The organism is Caballeronia arvi (assembly GCF_001544695.2).
GTDB lineage: Bacteria > Pseudomonadota > Gammaproteobacteria > Burkholderiales > Burkholderiaceae > Caballeronia > Caballeronia arvi.
In genome coordinates this window covers 74,193-93,680 of the sequence record NZ_FCOM02000029.1, presented here as the reverse complement: position 1 = coordinate 93,680, position 19,488 = coordinate 74,193, and the positions used below count along the sequence as shown (strand labels likewise).

18 protein-coding genes are annotated in these 19,488 nt (G+C 63.6%); 11 read left to right on the top strand and 7 right to left on the bottom strand.

Going from position 1 to position 19,488, the window contains the following annotated elements; all coding sequences use genetic code 11:
* The 4 genes from AWB74_RS26695 to AWB74_RS26680 form a co-directional block, all read left to right on the top strand.
* The coding region (locus AWB74_RS26695) for a hypothetical protein (RefSeq protein ID WP_143749315.1) at positions 1–104 on the top strand (104 nt) is incomplete at its 5' end.
* Positions 105–239: 135 nt separating this feature from the next.
* Positions 240–1,619, top strand: coding sequence for an undecaprenyl-phosphate glucose phosphotransferase (locus AWB74_RS26690; RefSeq protein ID WP_061149668.1), 1,380 nt, complete (start codon positions 240–242; stop codon positions 1,617–1,619).
* Between the two features lie 17 nt (positions 1,620–1,636).
* Entirely contained in the window at positions 1,637–2,824 is a 1,188-nt protein-coding gene (locus AWB74_RS26685; RefSeq protein WP_235024685.1) for a polysaccharide biosynthesis/export family protein, read from the top strand.
* An 84-nt stretch (positions 2,825–2,908) separates the two neighbouring features.
* Positions 2,909–5,137 carry a polysaccharide biosynthesis tyrosine autokinase gene (locus AWB74_RS26680; RefSeq protein ID WP_061149667.1) on the top strand — a complete coding sequence of 743 codons (2,229 nt, stop codon included), beginning with the start codon at positions 2,909–2,911 and terminating at the stop codon, positions 5,135–5,137.
* A gap of 64 nt (positions 5,138–5,201) precedes the next feature.
* Here the strand turns inward: AWB74_RS26680 and AWB74_RS26675 are convergent, their stop codons facing one another.
* Positions 5,202–5,528: a hypothetical protein gene (locus AWB74_RS26675; RefSeq protein WP_061149675.1), complete on the bottom strand. Its 327-nt coding sequence runs from the start codon at positions 5,526–5,528 to the stop codon at positions 5,202–5,204.
* A gap of 173 nt (positions 5,529–5,701) precedes the next feature.
* Here AWB74_RS26675 and AWB74_RS26670 point away from each other — a divergent pair, with 173 nt between their 5' ends.
* Positions 5,702–6,160, top strand: a complete 459-nt coding sequence (locus tag AWB74_RS26670) for a hypothetical protein (RefSeq protein WP_061149666.1) — start codon at positions 5,702–5,704, stop codon at positions 6,158–6,160.
* Position 6,161: 1 nt separating this feature from the next.
* Here the strand turns inward: AWB74_RS26670 and AWB74_RS26665 are convergent, their stop codons facing one another.
* Positions 6,162–7,589 (bottom strand): hypothetical protein, encoded by a 1,428-nt coding sequence (locus AWB74_RS26665; RefSeq protein WP_061149665.1) that lies wholly within the window; start codon positions 7,587–7,589, stop codon positions 6,162–6,164.
* Positions 7,590–8,289: 700 nt separating this feature from the next.
* On the opposite strand from AWB74_RS26665, the gene AWB74_RS26660 reads away from it, so the two are divergent.
* The 4 genes from AWB74_RS26660 to AWB74_RS26645 all read left to right on the top strand — a co-directional run bounded on the left by AWB74_RS26660 (position 8,290) and on the right by AWB74_RS26645 (position 10,931).
* Positions 8,290–9,111, top strand: coding sequence for an alpha/beta fold hydrolase (locus tag AWB74_RS26660; protein ID WP_061149664.1), 822 nt, complete (start codon positions 8,290–8,292; stop codon positions 9,109–9,111).
* 159 nt (positions 9,112–9,270) lie between these two features.
* Positions 9,271–9,747, top strand: a complete 477-nt coding sequence (locus AWB74_RS26655) for an ImmA/IrrE family metallo-endopeptidase (protein ID WP_061149663.1) — start codon at positions 9,271–9,273, stop codon at positions 9,745–9,747.
* The gene (locus tag AWB74_RS26650) at positions 9,735–10,214 is read left to right on the top strand and encodes a hypothetical protein (RefSeq protein ID WP_143749314.1); all 480 of its coding nucleotides are present in this window, start codon (positions 9,735–9,737) and stop codon (positions 10,212–10,214) included. Before AWB74_RS26655 ends, AWB74_RS26650 begins: the two co-directional genes overlap by 13 nt.
* Positions 10,215–10,235: 21 nt before the next feature.
* Positions 10,236–10,931, top strand: a complete 696-nt coding sequence (locus tag AWB74_RS26645) for a dienelactone hydrolase family protein (protein WP_061149661.1) — start codon at positions 10,236–10,238, stop codon at positions 10,929–10,931.
* A 45-nt stretch (positions 10,932–10,976) separates the two neighbouring features.
* Here the strand turns inward: AWB74_RS26645 and AWB74_RS26640 are convergent, their stop codons facing one another.
* From AWB74_RS26640 to AWB74_RS26620, 5 genes are read right to left on the bottom strand one after another with little or no spacing between them, the layout of a single operon-like run.
* Positions 10,977–12,086, bottom strand: a complete 1,110-nt coding sequence (locus AWB74_RS26640; protein ID WP_061122756.1) for an MraY family glycosyltransferase — start codon at positions 12,084–12,086, stop codon at positions 10,977–10,979.
* 57 nt (positions 12,087–12,143) lie between these two features.
* Complete coding sequence (gene galE / locus AWB74_RS26635; protein WP_061149660.1) at positions 12,144–13,178, bottom strand: UDP-glucose 4-epimerase GalE; 1,035 nt, start codon at positions 13,176–13,178, stop codon at positions 12,144–12,146.
* A gap of 41 nt (positions 13,179–13,219) precedes the next feature.
* The gene (locus tag AWB74_RS26630) at positions 13,220–14,359 is read right to left on the bottom strand and encodes a glycosyltransferase family 4 protein (RefSeq protein ID WP_061149659.1); all 1,140 of its coding nucleotides are present in this window, start codon (positions 14,357–14,359) and stop codon (positions 13,220–13,222) included.
* A 55-nt stretch (positions 14,360–14,414) separates the two neighbouring features.
* Positions 14,415–15,221 carry a glycosyltransferase gene (locus AWB74_RS26625; RefSeq protein ID WP_061149658.1) on the bottom strand — a complete coding sequence of 269 codons (807 nt, stop codon included), beginning with the start codon at positions 15,219–15,221 and terminating at the stop codon, positions 14,415–14,417.
* The gene (locus AWB74_RS26620) at positions 15,218–16,480 is read right to left on the bottom strand and encodes an oligosaccharide flippase family protein (protein WP_061149657.1); all 1,263 of its coding nucleotides are present in this window, start codon (positions 16,478–16,480) and stop codon (positions 15,218–15,220) included. The genes AWB74_RS26625 and AWB74_RS26620 overlap by 4 nt, the downstream gene beginning before the upstream one ends.
* Positions 16,481–16,949: 469 nt before the next feature.
* On the opposite strand from AWB74_RS26620, the gene AWB74_RS26615 reads away from it, so the two are divergent.
* Together AWB74_RS26615 and waaC are read left to right on the top strand one after the other, a co-directional pair.
* Positions 16,950–18,350 carry a phosphomannomutase/phosphoglucomutase gene (locus AWB74_RS26615; RefSeq protein ID WP_061149656.1) on the top strand — a complete coding sequence of 467 codons (1,401 nt, stop codon included), beginning with the start codon at positions 16,950–16,952 and terminating at the stop codon, positions 18,348–18,350.
* A gap of 138 nt (positions 18,351–18,488) precedes the next feature.
* The gene (waaC, locus tag AWB74_RS26610) at positions 18,489–19,484 is read left to right on the top strand and encodes a lipopolysaccharide heptosyltransferase I (RefSeq protein WP_061149655.1); all 996 of its coding nucleotides are present in this window, start codon (positions 18,489–18,491) and stop codon (positions 19,482–19,484) included.
* Positions 19,485–19,488: the final 4 nt, after the last annotated feature.

Here is a 19,488-nt window from a genome sequence, read left to right as displayed (position 1 = left end):
AGAACCCGGGCAAGGTGCCGCTCGAGATCATCGAAGTGCAGTCCGGCAGCTATCTCGGCGAAGACGACATCGTGCGCTTCGACGATACCTACGGGCGCCATTGAGCGCGCCACGGGCGACGGCATGACCGGTTGAGGCAGCAGCGTTTTTGCAACGGCTTTCATTCGAAAAGACGGGCACTGGCGACGGAGGAGACGAAGCGGAGCGGTAAAGGGCTGATTGCGTTTCGGGGAGATAACATGCGCGATTTACAAGGGTTGCTGGCACGCCTGTTCGACGTCGTAATGATCGTCGGCGGCGCGGCGGTAGCGTCGCAAATCAGGTTCGAGTACATCGAGGCTCACACCTATTCGGTGGCGTTCGTCGCGTTCGCGGCGGCGTTCTCGCTCGCGCTCTTTCCTGGCTTCGGCGTCTATCAGTCGTGGCGCGGCCGCAGCAAGCTTCAGCTTGCCTGTCAGGTCTCGCTCGGCTGGCTCGTCGTGCAGGGCTGCGCGCTCGCGCTCATGTTCTCGCTGCATCGGCTCGACTATGTATCGCGCCTCTGGTTCGCCTACTGGACCGCGATGTCCGGCGGCCTCATGATCGCCGGCCGCCTCATCACGCATGCAATCCTCGCGCATATGCGCAACGCGGGTATGAACCTGCAGCAGGTGGCGATCGTCGGCGGCGGCAGGCATTGCGATTCGATTGTTCGCAAGATCGAACGCTCGCAGGACACCGGCTTTCGCATGACCGCTGCGTTCAATGCGGCGCCGGGCAAGGCGCGTCTGACCACGCGCGTGCCGGTCTACGACAACTACGATGCCTTCATCAGCTTCGTGCGCTCGCAGAACGTGCACGAAGTGTGGCTCGCGCTGCCGCTTTCCGAAGAGCGCACGATCCTGCGCTTCGTGAACGAATTCCGCGACGATCTCATCAACGTGCGCTTCATTCCCGACGTGCGCAGCCTCGCGCTCTTCGAAAGCGGCGTGACCGATCTGCTCGGCCAGCCCGCGATCGACCTGGTCGCGTCGCCGCTGTCGGCATCGGCGCAGTTGCAGAAAGAACTCTTCGACCGCGCGTTCGCGCTCGGCGCGATCATCGCCGTCTCGCCGCTCCTGATCTGCATTGCGCTCGCCATCAAGCTGACCTCGCGCGGGCCGGTCTTCTTCAGGCAACGCCGCAAGGGCGCAGACGGCCGCGTCTTCAACATCTACAAGTTCCGTTCGATGCGCATGCACACGGAACGGGCCGGAGTGCTCCAGCAGGCCACGCGCAACGATCCGCGCGTGACCCGTGTCGGGGCGTTCCTGCGCCGCACCAGCCTCGATGAGCTGCCGCAGTTCTTCAACGTTCTGCTAGGCGACATGTCGGTCGTGGGCCCGCGTCCACACGCGCTTGAACATGACGACCTGTATCAGAAGGTCGTATCGGGGTACATCCATCGTTACCGGATCAAGCCAGGCATCACCGGCTGGGCCCAGGTCAACGGTTTTCGTGGGGAAACTGATCGGATCGAAAAGATGGAAGGACGCGTCGCTCACGATTTGTACTATTTGGGTAATTGGTCGTTCGGACTCGATATGAGAATCATCGCCGCAACGATCTTCAAGGGACTACGCCACACCAACGCTTACTGATGCAGGGGACGACCATCATGCACAACCAACAACAACCGGGCACCACCTCACTGGCCGCCAACACCAACGTGTCGCGTATCTTCCGCCTCACGAGCCTGGCCGCGGCAGCTTCCATCTGTGTCGTCATGACGGGCTGCGGGCTCGCGCCGGGCATGCACTTCGAACAGCCGGCGCAACTCGTCGAGACGTCGAACGATCAGGGCGATCCGGCCTCGACGGTCAACATTCCGATCACGCCGATCGACCTGACGCTCATCAAGAAGATGCGCGCGGCGATGCCTTCCGACACGAACGATCCGAACGCGTCGCTCTACGGCAAGCCCACGCCGTACAAGCTCGGCATCGGCGACGTGCTGCAGATCACGGTCTGGGATCACCCCGAACTCGTCGCGGCACTGGGCCAGCCGGTCGCTCAGTCGCGCACTTCGGACGCCGCGCCCGGCTTCGTCGTCGATGCGGACGGCAACGTCCAGTTCCCGTACGTGAACAAGCCGCTGCATGTCGTCGGCAAGACCGAGACGCAAGTGCAGCGCGAGCTCTATGCGGAGCTGTCGAAGGTCTTCGTGAAGCCGCAGGTGACGGTGCGCGTCGCATCGTTCCGTGCGTCGCAGGTGTATATCGACGGCGACGTGCGCACGCCGGGCGCGCAGCAGATCAACGACATTCCGATGACGCTCACCGAGGCGGTCGGCCGCGCGGGCGGTTTCGCGCTGACGGCGGACCAGAGCCGCGTCACGCTCATCCGCGACGGCGTCACGTATCACATCAACATGGCGGGCATGACCGCGAAGGGCCGCAGCCCGTCGGACATCATGCTGAAGCCGGGCGATGCGGTGCGCGTCGATTCGCGCGACGACAACGGCGTCTACGTGATGGGCGAAGTGACGCGTCCCGCCACCGTGATCCCGATGCGCAACGGCAAGATGACGCTGTCGGATGCGATCTCGCAGGGCGGCAGCTTCAACGCGGAAACGTCCGACCCGAAACAGGTCTACGTGATCCGCAACGGCCAGACGGACCAGCCGGAGGTGTATCACCTCGACGCGCGTTCGCCGGTGTCGATGCTGCTCGCGAACGGTTTCGAGCTGCAGCCGAAGGACGTCGTCTACGTGGACAACAACGGCCTCGTGCGCTTCTCGCGCGTCCTGAACCTGCTCCTGCCGGCGATCAACGCGGGTCTGACGGCCGCCGTGCTGACGAAGTAAGCGTCTGAAAGCGTCTGACCGGCGCGCGCGGGGGCGCGCCGGGAAATCATTGTTCGACTTAAAAAAAAGCAAGCGAGCGAGATCATGGCGATGAACTTCGATTCACGGTACGTGGACGTATCGACGGGCGACGAGTTGCGGCTGTCCGACTATCTGGCGGCGGTGATGCGCAACTGGAAGCTCGTGACCGCCGTCATGCTCGTCGTGGTCGCAGTCGGGACCGCATACGCCTTCCTCGCGACGCCGACGTACAAGGCGGACGCGGTGATCCAGGTGGAAGAGCACAGCAAGACCAACGCGAACGCGCCCGCCAATGGCGGACAGCAGGGCGTTGCGCAGAATTCCGAAGTCAAGTCCGTCACCGCCGCGCAGATCGAGCTGTTGCGCTCGCGTCTCGTCATCGAAGATGCCGTGCGGCGTTTTCATCTCGACATTAGCGCGTCGCCGCGTTCGATGCCCGTCGTGGGCGGTCTGATCGGCCGCGCGTTCTCGATGCTCGGCAAGCCGGTGCCGCAGGGCTATCTGTCGCGCTTCGCTTGGAGCGGCGAGCAGATCGACGTGCCGCTCTTCGACACGCCCAAAGAACTCTACGACAGAAAATTCACCCTCATCGCGGGCCAGAACGGCACTTACGCGCTGAACGATCCGGACGGACTCGCGGTGCTCACGGGCCACGTCGGCAGGGAAGCGTCCGGCATGACGCCGCAAGGCGCCGTCACGCTCAAGGTCGACAAGCTCGACGGCAAGCCCGGCGTGCAGTTCGAGCTGCAGCGCTTCTCGACGGTCACGACCATCGACCGTCTGCAAAAGCGCCTGACCGTGGCGGAGACCGCATTGCAGTCCGGCATCATCGGCGTATCGCTGGAAGGTAGTAATCCGAATGAAATTGCGGCGATCGTCAATAACATTGCACGCCGTTACGTGCAGCAGGACGCGGAGAACCGCGCGTCCGATGCAGAGCACACGCTCTCGTTTCTGGAGCAGCAGTTGCCCGTCGCCAAGAAGCAGCTCGACGATGCCGAGCAGCGCTATAGCGCGTTTCGCAACAAGCAGGGCGGCGTCGATCTGAACGAGGAAAGCCGCATGTTGCTGCAGCAGATCGTCGATAACAAGACGAAGCTCGCGGACCTGCAACAGCAGCGCACCGAACTGTCGCTGCGCTTCACGGCGAATCACCCGTCGGTGCAGGCGCTCGATGCGCAGATCGCCTCGCTCACGAATGCGCAGACGCGACTCGGCAAGAACGTGTCGACGCTGCCCGACACCGAGCAGACCGCGCTGCGCTACATGCGCGACGTGCGCGTCAACACCGAGCTCTACACGAACCTGCTCAGCAGCGTGCAGCAGATGCGCATCACGAAGGCGGGGCAGGGCAGCAACGTGCGCGTCGTGGACTTCGCGCAAGTCCCCGACGATCCCGTACGTCCGAAGCGCATGCTCGTGATCCTGATCTCGGCGGGCATCGGCCTCGTGATCGGCATCATCGTCGCGTTCATCCGCAAGTCGCTGTATGGCGGCGTCGAGCGTCCGGAAGACATCGAGCGGCAACTGGGCACGCGCGTCTTCGCGATCGTGCCGCGCAGCACGCAGCAGCTTCGCCTGCAACGCCAGGTCGGCATGCGCCGCGAAGGGCTGCATGTGCTCGCCGCGCAGGCGCCGGAAGATGCGGCTGTCGAAGGCATCCGCAGCCTGCGCACGTCGCTGCAACTGCAACTCACCGATGCGCGCAACAACGTCGTGATGCTGACGGGCTCGCGTCCGGAAGCGGGCAAGTCGTTCCTGTCGGCGAATCTCGCGACGCTCGTCGCCTCGACGAGAAAGCGCGTGCTGCTGATCGATGGCGACATGCGCCGCGGCGACATCCACTCGCATTTCGGCGTGCGCCATTCGCCCGGTCTCTCCGACGTGCTGATGGGCGCCGACGTCATGGACACGATCCTTCACGACGTGCTGCCGGGCGTCGATCTCATCACGAAGGGCTCGCTGCCGTCGCATCCTTCGGAGCTGCTCGCGAGCGACCGCTTCGGCGAAGTGCTCGCGGAACTGAAGCGGCATTACGACCTCGTGGTCATCGATACGCCGCCGGTCCTCGCGGTCACCGACGCGACCGTGATCGGCAAGCACGCCGGCACGAGTCTGCTCGTCGTGCGGCACGGCAAGAACCAGGTGCAGGAGATCGGCGAAACGATGAAGCGACTGCACAACGGCGGCGTGCAGATGAAAGGCGTGCTGCTCACCGACGTGCCGCAATCGAAGGTGCTGATGGGCAGCACGTACGCCGGTTACTACAGCTACGAAAGCATCGCGGAATAAGCCTCGCATTCAGGCATCGCGTCACGCGCCGGCATTGCGATGCCGGCGCTTTCCTTTCTCACGATCAATATGGCGACTTGTAGATGTCGTGCGCGCGGGCCGGATTGGTCTTCGGCGTCTTGAAGCCCGGCGGCGGCGGATAGAGTATCGCGGCGGCGCTCTTCGGCGCCGTCATCGACCTGGCGTCGGCCCGTCCGCCCGGACGAAGCCGCGCGCTTCCCGCGGGATTCCCCGCATATCCGTTTTGCTGTGCGAGAAGCTGCGCCGACGGCGATCTGCTGCCGGACAACGCGAGTTCGGCCGACGCTGCATCGGCCAGATCGTCTGCATTCGCTGCCGACGATGCCACGAGCATCAGCGACAGGACCGCCTTGCGTAGCGCATGTTTCATGCTTCCTCCGATGTTGAAAAGCTGCGTCTTGCGCCCATGAAAGCAAGAATATTGCGTGCCGTCACCAGCCGACGCCAAAAGCCCTGCGCGAGCGGCCATTCGTACAGGGGCACGCGCGTTGAAAGCGGGCGTCGTTATAATCGCCGTCCGACCTGTTTTTCTGCTTTCCGCCCGTGAAAAAGCTCATCGCTCTCGCAGTCGCTTCGATCGTCCTCACCGCATGCTCGTCCGCCGAGAAGGAGCAGCAGAAGGAACGCACGTTCCTGCTCTCGCAGCAGTCGCTCGATACGGCGCAGCGTAACGCGACCATCGCGTGCCGCGACGCCGCACAGTGTGATGCGGCCTGGAAGCTCACGAAGACTTACGTCGAGCAGAATTCGAAGGAACGCCTGACGCGCGCCGACGATGCCGCGATCGAAACGGACGTGCCTTCGGGCACCGGCAAGCCGGTGTTCTCCGCGACACGCATCGCGAGCGGCAACGGCGCGACGATCTCGCTCTTCGCGCAATGCAAGGGCATGTATGAAGACGAACGCGCGCGCGGCTCCGATTTCGACGACTGCGCGACGAAGATCATCTCCGTGCAGAACGGTTTCGCGCCGTATCTGCGGGCGCATTTGCCCGCGCAGTGAATCAGGCGTTGGGCGCGAGCGAGTCCCGCTCCGGCGGTTCCTGACGGCCTTGTGCCGGCAAGGTAGCCGCGGGCAGCAGCTCAGGCAGCGATTCGGGCAACGGTTCGTCGTGCGCGCGCAGGTCCGGCGGCACGCCATAGTACGGATAGACGGGCTGCGGCTGTTTGCCCGCAGCGACGGCTGCGCGCATCTGCATCGCGTTCGCGATGCGCGCATACGACGCGACGGCTACGCCCAGCGCGACGCCGAACACGACCGCCGCAAAGCCGTTGCTGAGCGGATTCCCGCCGATCGACGTCGCGGGCAGCGCCGCGAGCATCAGCAGCGCGCGTCCGAGCTCGGGCAGATGGCGCGCATCGGGCGCGCTATGCCGCCACGCACGATAGGCCATCGAACCGCGCCAGAGCGCCCACAGCACGGCGACCGGCAACGCAAGTCCGAACAGCCCGCCCGCGAAGAACTGATACACCCAGAAGTCCTGGCCAGCGGTCCAGTTCCTGATCGCAGGGACATTGTTTTCGCCGGGCTCGCGCAGCGTCGAAGGCGAGTAGCGATAGTCGTGGCCATAGCCCATGCCGACGATCGTCGATAGCGTCGACGATGTCGCCTGATCGACCTGAGCCTTCATCTCCGCGAGACGCGCGATGGCGGCGTCGTCCTGTGCGAGCGGCACATCCGGCAACCAGCGCTCGGCAACGGTGGGGAAGAACGACGCCGACGCGGCCGCCATCGCGCCGAGCAGCGTCAGGATCGCGACGGCGCGCAGGCTCGCGCCGAAAAAATGCCGGATCGACGGCGCGGCGAGCCACGTCGCAAACACGAAGAGCAGCAAGGTGCCGACGAACAGGCTGCGCGTGACGAACAGCAACTCGATGACGACGGTCGCGACGAACAGCACAACGGTGAGCTTCGGGAAGTGCTTCGCGAAGACGAGTTCATGCAGCAGCAGCGCTTGCAGGCAGAGGAACGTGACGGGGACGATGCCAGCGTCCGCATTGCCGATGCCGTCGTTCATCGCCACGTCGAAGCCGACGCTCACGATGAGCGAGGCGATCATCGCTCCGGCCAGCGCCCGCTCGATCTGTTCGAGACGCTGCGAATCCCACGGACGGCAGCCGACGAAGTAGCCGAGCAGCATCAGCAGGAACGGCAGGATGACGCGCGCGTAGTTGCCCACGTCGTTGCCTTGCAGCGCGTGCGTGGCGGCGCTGCCGAAGAGCGTGAGCAGCAGCAGCGAAGTGACGAGCGTGCGCATGCGCGAGCGGCGCGCGAAGCGCGGCGCGATCAGCAAGACGGCGCAGGCCGCGCCCATCGACGTGACGGTGAGCAGAATCGGAATGATTTTGTCGACGGTTGCGACGCCCTTGATGTCGAAGGCGAGCGGCAGCAGAACGAGCCAGATCCAGACGACGGCGAACTTGTTGCGCATGACGCCCCCGGGCACCCCTTTTATTTGTGCGTCGAATATATCAGCGGCCCCATTGCGCACATGTGCGCCAAATAACGTTGCGTGGGGAGCGCTTCGATCCGGTGTGCGCAGAGAAACGCGTGCGTGTCGCCGTGTCCGTAAAGGACGTGATTCTGGCGGATCGCCCCGCACTTGCGGACCGAAGATTGGATGGCCGGATGCGGTCTGATCCGGCGAGACCAATCCACAGGTGCGATGTGCGTGCGCGTGCCGATACGAGGTGACCCGCGATAGCGGGTCAGCAAGCCCACGAGGACGCGCGGCGTCAGCCGCGCGGGCCATACGTCAACGAGCGGCCCTCGCAGAAGGGAAACGGCATGGGCTTGTTCGGCGCGACACGCATGCCGGGAACCCGATCGATCGAACCAGTTCGATCATCCGGGGACTCGCGATCATCGCCGTGAAGAGTCGTCGTCCGTCACCTGCTGCTTTGCGCTGCCTCTCATCCCTTGCCGTCCGGCGATTCAATGCTGGCGCGCGCGCCGTTTTTCGCGTATCAAATAAGCTCTTGCCGCACGGCGCGCCCTTTCGTGCCTGGCGCGCGTCTCACCGTCACACAAGCGTTTCACACTTCGACTGCCGCTCTGGCGCACGCTCGTTCGAGCGCGTTCGCCGGATGGGGCGCATTTCCCAACTGTTGGATAGCCAAGGATTTCACCCGATGAGCACGATCAAGACGAAGGACGGCACCTCGATTTACTACAAGGACTGGGGCAGCGGCAAGCCCGTGGTGTTCTCTCACGGCTGGCCGCTCGACGCCGACGCGTGGGACGCACAGATGCTGTTTCTTCTCGGTAAGGGCTATCGCGTGATCGCACACGACCGGCGCGGACATGGCCGCTCGGATCAGCCGTCGGAAGGCAACGACATGGGCACCTATGCCGACGATCTCGCCGCGCTGCTCGACGCACTCGACGTGACGGGCGCGACGCTCGTCGGCCATTCGACGGGCGGCGGCGAAGTCGCGCATTACATTGGCCGGCACGGGACGAAGCGGGTCGCGAAGGCGGTGCTGATCGGCGCGGTGCCGCCGCTCATGCTCAAGACCGAGGCGAATCCGGACGGCTTGCCGATCGACGTGTTCGACGGCATCCGCAAGGGCGTCGCCGCTGACCGCTCGCAGTTCTACAAGGATCTGACGACGCCGTTCTACGGCTATAACCGCGACGGCGCGACGATTTCGCAGGGCGTGATCGACCTGTTCTGGCTGCAGGGCATGCGTGGCGGCATCAAGGGGCAGTACGAGTGCATCAAACAGTTTTCGGAAGTGGACTACACGGCCGATCTCGAGAAATTCGACGTGCCGACGCTCTTCCTTCACGGCGACGACGACCAGATCGTGCCGATCGGCGCGGCGGCGCAGAAGGCGGCGAAGATCGTCAGGAATGCGACGTTGAAGGTTTATCCGGGCGGGTCGCACGGGATGTGCACCGTGGAAGCGGATAAGGTGAACGCGGATTTGCTGGCGTTCATCGAGTCGTAAGCAAAGGTGCGGCTCGCCCGATGCGGCGGGCCGTTCCAAAGATTAGCCATTCGGACGAGGTGCATGGAGACGCCGAAAGCCCGATGATAGACTTCATCGCAAGAACGCAAAGGATTGCGAAGCATCTATTTGCGTGCCACAACTTGCTGATGGAGGGCAATGATTATGCCGAGAATGGCTGCGCGTTACATGTTGTCCGAGCATTGGGATGGAAAGCTGCCGGTCGATCCGTTTGCGATTGCGCGGTCGGCGGGTGTGACCGTCGAACATGACGCGGAGATGGAGCCGAAGGAACTGGGACGCTTCGAGTTCGTGGACGGAAAGCCGCACATCTACACGAACCCGAATGAACCGGTTTCGCGTTTGCGGTACGTCGTCGCGCACGAGTTGGGGCACTTTGCGTTGGAGCACGGAAAGCGGTTCGTCGATACCGCGCTTCAGTTCTGGCCCGTGCACTACGACCGCGCGGAACATCAGGCGAACCAGTTCGCGCTGGAACTTCTCGTTCCCGATTTCGCCCTCAATATCATGATCAGCAAACGGAACATCATGAATTTCGTGCGGCTCACAGAAATATTCGCAGTCTCGGACCTCGTGATGAAGCATCGATTGAAGAAACTCAAATGGATTTATTGAGCACGAAAACGAAAGAATTAGTCAACGCGCCGGAACACAACGATGCTGAGGATTTCTCGATGGCGGTCGAGAGCAAAAGGCGCAGGACGGGTCATCCGGATCTCGTCGACCAGGACGTTGCCGATAGAAAGCAGTATCGGCAGCTCAGGCAACATGCGTTTTACGGCATTGCAGCGCTCATCGCGACGCTGACGATTGTGCTCGTCACATGGACCGGTTCCTTCGGCGTGCGTCTGTTCTCTAGCGCATACCGAACCGATCCCGCCACGAGCGGTCTGCTTCTCACGCCAATCGCCATCGTGGCCGCGCTGGTTGCCGTGCCGCTGCTGGCGCTGATACGCTTTTTGTTCCGGGAGAGCGGCCCGACCAAGGAGGAAAAGAACGACCTCTCGATATGGCAGCTGCTCGTCAAGGAACTATCCTATGTGCTCAAAACCTATTTAGGTAGAAGCAAGCCCGCTGCGTGACACCCACTAAAGGAGACCCTCATGTCCGACATGCTCAGCATCTCCACGCCCGACGGCAATTTCGACGCCTACGTCGCCTATCCTGCGCAAACGCCCGCGCCCGCCGTGGTCGTCATTCAGGAGATCTTCGGCATCAACGCCGACATGCGCGAAACCTGCGACGAGTACGCGCGCCAGGGCTACGTCGCGCTGTGTCCCGACCTCTTCTGGCGGCAGGAGCCGAACGTCGTCCTGACCGACAAGACCGAAGCCGAATGGCAGCAGGCGATGAAGTACTACAACGGGTTCGACGTGAACACGGGCGTCGAGGACATCGCGGCGACCATCGGCTTTGCGCGCGGGCTGTCGCAGGTCCAGGGCAAGATCGGTTCCGTCGGATTCTGTCTCGGCGGCCTCCTGTCGTTTCTGACGGCCGCGCGCACCGATGTCGATGCATCGGTTTCCTACTACGGCGGCGGTACCGACCAATACCTCGCCGATCTGCCGAAGATCAAGGTGCCGCTCATGCTGCATCTCGCGGAAGCCGACGAGTTCATCAACGAGGAGGCGCGCAATCGCGTGCTCGCCGCAGTGCAGGGGCACGCGAATGTGGAGGCTTTCACGTATCCCGGCTGCCATCATGCGTTCGCGCGCAACCAGGGCGTGCATTACGACGCAGCCGCGGCGCAACTCGCCAACGGCCGCACTGCCGAGTTCTTCAAGAAGCACCTGAAGTAAGCGGCGCGGAAAGAGAAACGCCGCCCGAAAGAGGGCGGCGTCGGCTTACTTCTTCGCTTGATGCGGCCGGCGAAACACCAGCCAGCGCGGCGACTTGAAGCGCACGATGCTCATGTAGAGCCACACGTAGGTCGCCGCGAACACGACGACGAAACAGAACAGATGCAGCGTGTGCCGCCAGAAGAGCGTCGCGGGAATCACGGCGATGAGGCACAGCAGCCAGAGATAGGGCGACGTGAGCGAGTTGCGCCGCGTCAGCTCGTGCGCGTTCTTCGCGCCCACGGCCCAGCGCATCAGACGCTTGTAGACGAGCATGTGCAAATGCACGCCGTCCGGAATACCGGGCGAGATGCCGCGAATGAATTTCTTCCGATAGATCGAGAAGCACGTCTCGAAGATCGGGTACATGAAGAGCAGCACTGGATACCACGCGGAGACATCGCGGTTGCGCATCACGAGCAGGATCGCGAGCTCGGCCAGCATGAATCCGGCGAAGTACGCGCCGCCATCGCCGAGAAAGATCAGCCCGGCAGGGAAGTTCCAGATGAAGAAGCCCATCACCGCGCCCATCATGATGAGCGAGCCGGACAGCACGACCGGATCGTGAACCTGGAACGCCACGTAGGCGAGCGAGGCGAACATCATGAAGGTGACCATCGACGCGAGGCCGTTGAAGCCGTCGATGATATTCACCGCGTTTGCGAGCGCCGCGACGGCGAGCACCGTCACCGCGCACGATATGACCGCGTACGACAGCAGGAAATCGAGCGGCGGCACGCTGATGCGCGTCACCGCGATGTTCAGGAATGCATAGGCGAGGCCCGCGGCCGCCATCGTGCAGATGAGGCGCGCGAGCGGCGATACGCGCTTGGTCAGGTCTTCGACGAGCCCGGAGAGAAACGCCGGCAAGCCGCACGCAATGATGCCGAGAATGCCGCCCGACACGGCCGGATAGCCCCATCGCAACTGCACGGCCGAAGCGGTCAGCCCGCAGATGATGCCCACGCCGCCGATGCGCGGCACCGGACGCGCGTGAAACTTCTGCACGCCGGCGAGATCGGTGTCGCCGAGCACGCCTTCCTGCAAGTGTGCGAAGCGCACGATCAACAAGGTCACGAAGAGCGAGACCAGAAAAGCAAGCGCGAAACTAAGCATGAACTAGAACCGATGAAATAGAGCGGCGCCGCATCGAATGCGAGCGCCGCGACGTGGTTACGCGAACCCTTGCGGATTCTGCGATTGCCAGCGCCAGTGATCCGCGCACATGCGTTCGATGCCGTGCTCCGCGCGCCAGCCGATCAGTTCGGCGGCGGCAGCGGGGTCGGCGTAGCAGGCGGCGACATCGCCGGGGCGGCGCGGCACCAGCTCGTACGGCACGCGCTTGCCCGACGCGCTCTCGAACGCCTTCACGACATCCAGCACGCTATAGCCTTGCCCGGTGCCGAGATTCACGACGAAACTGCGATCGAGCGTCTTCAGCGCGCCGATGGCCGCGATATGCCCGCGCGCCAGATCCACGACGTGAATGTAATCGCGCACGCCGGTGCCGTCGTGCGTATCGTAATCGCTGCCGAACACGCGCAGGCGCTCCAGCTTGCCGACGGCCACCTGCGCGACATACGGCATCAGGTTGTTCGGAATGCCCGCCGGATCTTCGCCGATCAGCCCGCTTTCATGCGCGCCTACCGGATTGAAGTAACGCAGCGTCGCGATGCGCCATGACGGATCGGAGACTTCGAGATCGCGCAAAATCTGTTCGGCGATCAGCTTGCTCTGTCCATAAGGATTGGTCGCGGAAAGCGGGAACGATTCGTCGATCGGCACGCTCTTCGGCACGCCATACACGGTCGCGGACGAGCTGAACACGAAGTTGCGCACATTGCGCGCTTTCATCACTTCGAGCACGGCAAGCAGGCTGCCGATGTTGTTGCTGTAGTACTCGATCGGCTTCGCGACCGATTCGCCCACGGCTTTCAGCGCGGCGAAGTGAATCGCGCCGGTGATCGCGTGCGCGTCGAAGATGCGGTTGAGCGCGGCTTCATCGCGCGCGTCCGCTTCGTATAGCGCGACGCTTTTACCCGTGATGCGCTCCACGCGCTTCAGGGATTCCGCGCGACTGTTGACGAGATTGTCGATGACGACGACGCCGTAGCCCGCATCGAGCAATTCGACACACGTATGCGAACCGATGAAGCCCGCTCCGCCCGTGACGAGAATCGTGCCTTTCATCGACTGGTTGTCATTCATCGTGTGTTCTCCCTATCGGTGAAATTACTGAAATCGCTGAATCAGAGTGAAATGCCGGTAATGGCATGTATTGTGCCCTTGTAGCGTTCGACGACATTTTTTTCGTCGAATTCGCGGGCGACTTTTTCGCGGCCCCGCCGCGCCATGGCTTCACGTTCGTCGGCGGAGAGCGTCAGCATGCGCTCGATCGCGTCCGTGAGGCTGTCGGCGCTCTTCACCTCGCACAGCAGGCCGTTCACGCCGTGCTCGACCACCTCGCGGCAGCCGGGCACATCCGTGGCGATGATCGGCCGGCCCATCGCCGAGGCTTCCATCAGCGTGCGCGGCACGCCTTCGCGATACGAGGGCAGCACGACACAATCCGCCGCGGCCACGAGCGGCCGCACGTCGTTCGCTTCGCCCAGATACTCGACGATATGCTCGTCCTCCCACTTCTCCACGTCGGTGCGGCTGATCGCGCTCGGATTGTCGACGCCGACCGGCCCGAGCAACTGGAAACGCGCGTGCGGAAACTTCGCGCGGATTCTGCGCGCGGCCTCGACATATTCCGCCACGCCCTTGTCCCACAGAAGACGCCCGATCAGGATGAACACGAAATCTTTGCGCGCGGGCAGCGGTTGAAGCGCGAATTCGTCGAGATCGACGCCTTCGCCATGCAGACGCCGCGCGCGATCCGGATGCGCGAGCAGCTTCTCATGCTTGAACGCGTGATGATCGTCCTTGTTGAGGAACCACACTTCGCGCGGAAAGCGGAACGCGAACCGGTACAGCAGCTTTGCGACCTGTGCCGTGCGGCTCTTCTGGATGAAGACGTAGCCGAGGCCCGTCGTCACCGCGATCGACGGCACGCGCGCGAGCATCGCGGCGAGCGAGCCGTAGATGTTCGGCTTGATGGTGTAGTGAAACACGATATGCGGACGCGTCGCGCGATATTCGCGATAGAGCTCGGCGAGCGTCTTCAAATCCTGACGAGGGTCCGTGCCTTTCGACGCCACCGGCAGCTCCACGCAGCGGCAGCCCATTTCAATGAGCGGCTCGAAGGTGCGGTCGCGCGGCGCGATGATCGTCACCTGCGCGCCTTGCGCGGTGAGCATGCGCAGCACGCCGCGCCGGTAGGTGTAGATCGCCCACGCCGTGTTGCACACGAGGGCGATGCGAAGATTCGACTTTTCTTTGGTCATCCGGAAATCTTGGTGCGCCGCGCGCTCGATGACGCGCCCGGCTAAACAAAAAGTGTCATGCCGACGACGCAGGCTTCAGCAGCCGCGCCTTCAGGCCACGCAACGCGCGATACGGCAGCAGCAGATGCGCGACGCTCTTCACGACGCCCGCCCAGTCGAGCGGATTCGTCACGCGCAAATAGCGAAGCTGCAATCGCAACGTCGACATCACCTGCGCGCGCCGCTTGGTCGCGCTGATGCCGCTTTCATTCAGCTCATAGAAGAGCCCGAACTCGGGCAGGTTCGCACCATCGTGACGCTGCATGAGGCGCAGCAGAAGATCGAGATCTTCGGCCGCGCGATACTGCGCGCGATAGTTGCCCGCTTCGATCACGGCATCGACGCGCAGCATCAGTGACGGATGCGTGAAGCATGTGCGCGCGAGCATCGCGCGGCGGATCGCGGCGGGCTCGGTCGGCGGCGTCAGATCGAAGAGCGGGGCGCCTTCGGTCGACACGACGTGCGTCCACATGCCCAGCGCCGCGACACGCGGATGCGCTTCCATATACGCGCGCTGCTTCGCGAGCCGGCCGGGCGTCGCGAGATCGCCTGCGTCGATGCGCGCCGCGTAACGTATGCCGCGCGCGGCGAGCGCTGTCATGCCCGCTTCGAGCGCGCGCTCGATGCCGCCGTTTTTCGGCATCCGCAGAATGTCGATGTTCATGCCGGCGACGGCGGGCGCGACGATCGGCGGCGTGCTGCCGTCATCGACGATCAGCACGCGGACCGTGCACGTTTCCGTGAACGACGCGAGCGTGCGTTCGACATCGGCCTGGCCGTTGAACGCGGGCATCAAGACAGCAACGTCGGATAGATCGTTCATGCGCGCAGCCGGTATCGAATGTAGTAGAAGTTCACCGACGCCGCCGCGAGATAACCCGCCGCCAGCCCGATCAGCGCGCCGTAACCTTCCATGCGAGGAATCGCGATCCCGTTCACGACGAACGCGACCGCGAGCGCAAAGAGCCATTTCGCCAGCAGCACGTATTTCGCCTGATATTTCAGCACGACGAGATTGCCGATCGCCTCGATGCCCGCCGGCACGGACAGCCACACGGCCCAGCGGAAGATATCGGCAGCGCCTGCGTAATTCGGGCCGAAGACGCGCGCGATGATGAAGCCCGCGAGCGCATCGAGGACGGCCGCGCCCGCGATCATCAGCGCGGCGGTCATCGCGAAAAGGCGCACGAGGTTGCGTTTGAGCCGCGCGGTGTCCTGCACGCGATAGACGAACGCCGGCGCGATGGTCTGCGAGAGCATCAGCGCGAGCGTGATCCAGTTTTCGTTGAGCTGTTGCGCGGCGGAATACAGCCCGAGCTCCGCGAACGATACGCGATGCGCGAGCATCAGCCGGTCGAGCTTCAGAAACAGATACATGCAGATGAGCCCGAGCCAGAACACGGTGCCCGCGCTTGCGAAATGTCTGAAGAGCGCGCGATCGAAACGCCAGTCGAGCTTGCCGCCATGCCGGCGCATGTAATACACGACGAGCGCGCCGCCGATCGCCGCGGCTTCGAGCGCCCAGAGCCAGCCGAAGCTTTGCGGCGCCGCCGTGACGCGCACGAGCGCAAAGACGAGCGCCGCCTTGACGATCGCGGCCGTCATGCTCGCGATGAGCTGCGGCTTGCTGTACGTCATGCTCTGCAACCAGCAATTCACCACGCCGATGAGCGGATCGCGAAACAGCAACGTGACGACGAGGCCCGTGAGCATCAGACCGACCATCGGATCGGGTCCGCCCGCCGCGATCCAGATCCACGTCAGCGCGAGCGCGATGACCGACATGCCGATGCGCAGCACGAACGCACTGCCGAGCACGGCGCCGGTGTCGGCGGGCGGGCGATGGACGATCGTCGGCACGAGAATCTCCGCGCCGCACATCCAGGTGATCGGCGCGATCACGAGCAGCAGCGTGTTCGCGTACTGCCATTTGCCGAAATCGTTGGGCCCGAAATAGCGCGCGAGCAATCCCGAGATGACGATCGCGACCGCGATCTGCGTCAGCCGCTCCAGCCCGAGCCACACGATATTGGCAAGCGCCCGGGCGACGTCCGGATTGCCGGAGCGCGTCAGCGCCTTCATTCGGCCGATCCCGTCACGATAACGGGCACGCCGCGTGCTGGCCGAGCCTGATCGACTATTGAAAGGCGCGCGTGATCGGTGAAGTTTTGTGTGTTTGCGCGCGGACGCGCCTCATTCGAAGGCATCGAGGCGAAAGAGCGTTTAAGCATTGGATTAGAATGAACGCGCAGGCTTGAACCGGGTTTCGATCCCGGCGCGCGCGACCGCGAAGAGCGCCGAAAGACAGCGATTATAAGTGCGATCCGACACCCGCCCGCTGTCGCGGTTCCGCTTCAATTTGCTTCGACTTGCTTCGAATTGTTTCTTTCGTATTGATTTGACACACGCATAGGCAAAATTCGATACGTCATCTGGCAGCCGTTCGCGCGCTTACCCGCAGCAAAGATCGGCGCGCCGACAGTCACGACCTGCATGCCTCATGGCTGCATCGCCGGAAAACATCAATTAATAGAGAAGAGGTAGCCATCTCATGAGCCAAGTTTCCCAGTCCATCTTCAAGGCATACGATATTCGCGGCATCGTCGGCAAGACGGTCGACCGTGACGTCGCCAAAAGCATCGGCCAGGCATTCGGCAGCGAAATCAGGAAGCAGGGCGGCGATTCGGTCGTCGTCGCGCGCGACGGCCGTCTCTCCGGCCCCGAACTCGTCGGCGCGCTGTCGGACGGCTTGCGCTCGGCGGGCGTCGATGTCGTCGATATCGGCATGGTGCCGACGCCCGTCGGCTACTTCGCGGCGAGCGTGCCGCTGCCCTTGCCGTCGGGCGAGCGCCGCGTGGATTCGTGCATCGTCGTGACGGGCAGCCACAATCCGCCCGACTACAACGGCTTCAAGATGGTGCTGCGCGGCGCGGCGATCTACGGCGAGCAGATCCAGGGCTTGTACAAGCGCATCGTCGACAACGATCTCACTCAAGGCGAGGGCAGCTACACCGAGTTCGACGTGTCGCAGATGTATCTCGATCGCATCGTGTCCGACGTGAAGCCGGTGCGCGGCATGAAGATCGTCGTCGATACGGGCAACGGCGTGGCCGGTGGTCTCGCGCCGAAGCTGTTCAAGGCGCTCGGCTGCGAGCTGGTCGAACTGTTCACGGACATCGACGGCAACTTCCCGAACCATCACCCGGACCCGGCGCATCCTGAAAACCTCCAGGACGTCGTCAAGGCGCTGAAAGAAACCGATGCCGAAATCGGCTTCGCGTTCGATGGCGACGGCGATCGTCTGGGCGTCGTCACGAAAGACGGCGAGGTCATCTATCCGGACCGTCAGTTGATGCTGTTCGCGCAGGAAGTGCTGTCGCGCAACAAGGGCGGCCAAATCATTTATGACGTGAAGTGCACGCGCAATCTCGCGAAGTGGGTGCGCGAGCAGGGCGGCGAGCCGGTGATGTGGAAGACCGGCCACTCGCTCGTGAAGGCGAAGCTGCGCGAGACCGGCGCGCCGCTCGCGGGCGAAATGAGCGGCCACGTGTTCTTCAAGGACCGCTGGTACGGCTTCGACGACGGTCTCTACACTGGCGCGCGCATGCTCGAAATCTTGTCGCGCGTGGCCGATCCGAGCAAGCTGCTCAACGATCTGCCGAATTCGCTGTCGACGCCCGAACTGCAACTGAAGCTGGAAGAGGGCGAGAACTTCGAGCTGATCGCGCGTCTGCAGAAATCGGCGAAGTTCACCGGCGCGGACGATGTGCTGACCATCGACGGCTTGCGCGTGGAGTATCCGGATGGCTTCGGACTCGCGCGCTCGTCGAACACGACGCCGGTCGTCGTGATGCGCTTCGAGGCGGACAACGACGCGGCGCTGAAGCGGATTCAGGAGGATTTTCGCCGGGTGATCCTGGCGGAGAAGCCGGACGCGAAGTTGCCGTTCTGAGCGGTTTCGATAGTTGATTACAGAGCGGCACGGTTTTTTACCGTGCCGCTTTTTGCTTGGCTGTTGCACGCGCCGCGCTAAAATCCCCGTTTTCCCGCTCACACCGCCGCGCGCCCGTCCGCGCCTCCCCATCCCAGCGTGCAAAAGATCCTGATCGTCCGCGTGTCGTCGCTTGGCGACGTCGTCCACAACATGCCCGCCATCGCCGACATCCGCCGCCGCTATCCGGATGTGCAAATCGACTGGCTCGTCGAGGAAAGCTTCGCGAGTCTCGTCGGACTGGTTCACGGCGTGCATCGCGCGATCCCGTTCTCGCTCAGACGCTGGCGCAAGGGGTTTGCATCGCCCGCGAACTGGCGCGAGATCGGCAAGTTCAGGCGCGAGCTCGCCGCCGAGAAATACGATCTCGTGATCGACTGCCAGGGGCTCATCAAGACTGCATGGGTCGCAAGCTGGGCGCGTGGGCCGCTGGCCGGCCTCGGCAACCGCACGGACGGCGCGGGCTACGAATGGCCCGTGCGCTTCTTCTATGACCGGCGCGTGCCGATCGAGCCGCGCACGCATGTCGTCGAGCGCACGCGGCAGCTCGTCGCGGCGGCGCTCGATTTGCCGAAGCCGCAGATGTCCGACGACATCGACTTCGGCATCGACACGCGGCGCGCGACGCTCGCCGTCTCCGAGCTCGGGCTGAACCTGCCGGTGCCGTACGTCGTGTTCGTGCACGCCACTTCGCGCGCCGACAAGCAATGGCCCGAAGCCGCGTGGATCGAACTCGGTCAGGCGCTCGTGACGCGCGGCGCGTCGATCGTGCTGCCGTGGGGCAGCGACGCCGAACGCGCGACAAGCGAAAAGCTCGCGAAAGAATTCGGCGCGGCCGCGATCGTGCCGCCGAAGCTCTCGCTGCCCGCGGTCGTCGGCCTGATCGACGGCGCGGCCGCAACCGTCGGCGTCGATACCGGTCTCGTGCACATTGCCGCGGCGCTGAAGCGCCCGACCGTCGAGTTGTACAATTTCTCGACCGCATGGCGCACCGGCGGCTACTGGTCGCCGCAAGTCGTCAATCTGGGCGACGCCAGCCGGCACCCCACTTTGTCTGAAGTCAAGACCGCGCTCGCGGGCTTCGGCCTGCTGTAGCGCG

What these genes read in the sequence shown, in the direction of transcription:
- AWB74_RS26690 (WP_061149668.1), top strand. Translation starts at nt 240, where the DNA reads ATGCGCGATTTACAAGGGTTGCTGGCACGCCTGTTCGACGTCGTAATG.
- AWB74_RS26685 (WP_235024685.1), top strand. Translation starts at nt 1,637, where the DNA reads ATGCACAACCAACAACAACCGGGCACCACCTCACTGGCCGCCAACACC.
- AWB74_RS26680 (WP_061149667.1), top strand. Translation starts at nt 2,909, where the DNA reads ATGGCGATGAACTTCGATTCACGGTACGTGGACGTATCGACGGGCGAC.
- AWB74_RS26675 (WP_061149675.1), bottom strand. Translation starts at nt 5,528, where the DNA reads ATGAAACATGCGCTACGCAAGGCGGTCCTGTCGCTGATGCTCGTGGCA.
- AWB74_RS26665 (WP_061149665.1), bottom strand. Translation starts at nt 7,589, where the DNA reads ATGCGCAACAAGTTCGCCGTCGTCTGGATCTGGCTCGTTCTGCTGCCG.
- AWB74_RS26660 (WP_061149664.1), top strand. Translation starts at nt 8,290, where the DNA reads ATGAGCACGATCAAGACGAAGGACGGCACCTCGATTTACTACAAGGAC.
- AWB74_RS26655 (WP_061149663.1), top strand. Translation starts at nt 9,271, where the DNA reads ATGATTATGCCGAGAATGGCTGCGCGTTACATGTTGTCCGAGCATTGG.
- AWB74_RS26650 (WP_143749314.1), top strand. Translation starts at nt 9,735, where the DNA reads ATGGATTTATTGAGCACGAAAACGAAAGAATTAGTCAACGCGCCGGAA.
- AWB74_RS26645 (WP_061149661.1), top strand. Translation starts at nt 10,236, where the DNA reads ATGTCCGACATGCTCAGCATCTCCACGCCCGACGGCAATTTCGACGCC.
- AWB74_RS26640 (WP_061122756.1), bottom strand. Translation starts at nt 12,086, where the DNA reads ATGCTTAGTTTCGCGCTTGCTTTTCTGGTCTCGCTCTTCGTGACCTTG.
- galE (WP_061149660.1), bottom strand. Translation starts at nt 13,178, where the DNA reads ATGAATGACAACCAGTCGATGAAAGGCACGATTCTCGTCACGGGCGGA.
- AWB74_RS26630 (WP_061149659.1), bottom strand. Translation starts at nt 14,359, where the DNA reads ATGACCAAAGAAAAGTCGAATCTTCGCATCGCCCTCGTGTGCAACACG.
- AWB74_RS26625 (WP_061149658.1), bottom strand. Translation starts at nt 15,221, where the DNA reads ATGAACGATCTATCCGACGTTGCTGTCTTGATGCCCGCGTTCAACGGC.
- AWB74_RS26620 (WP_061149657.1), bottom strand. Translation starts at nt 16,480, where the DNA reads ATGAAGGCGCTGACGCGCTCCGGCAATCCGGACGTCGCCCGGGCGCTT.
- AWB74_RS26615 (WP_061149656.1), top strand. Translation starts at nt 16,950, where the DNA reads ATGAGCCAAGTTTCCCAGTCCATCTTCAAGGCATACGATATTCGCGGC.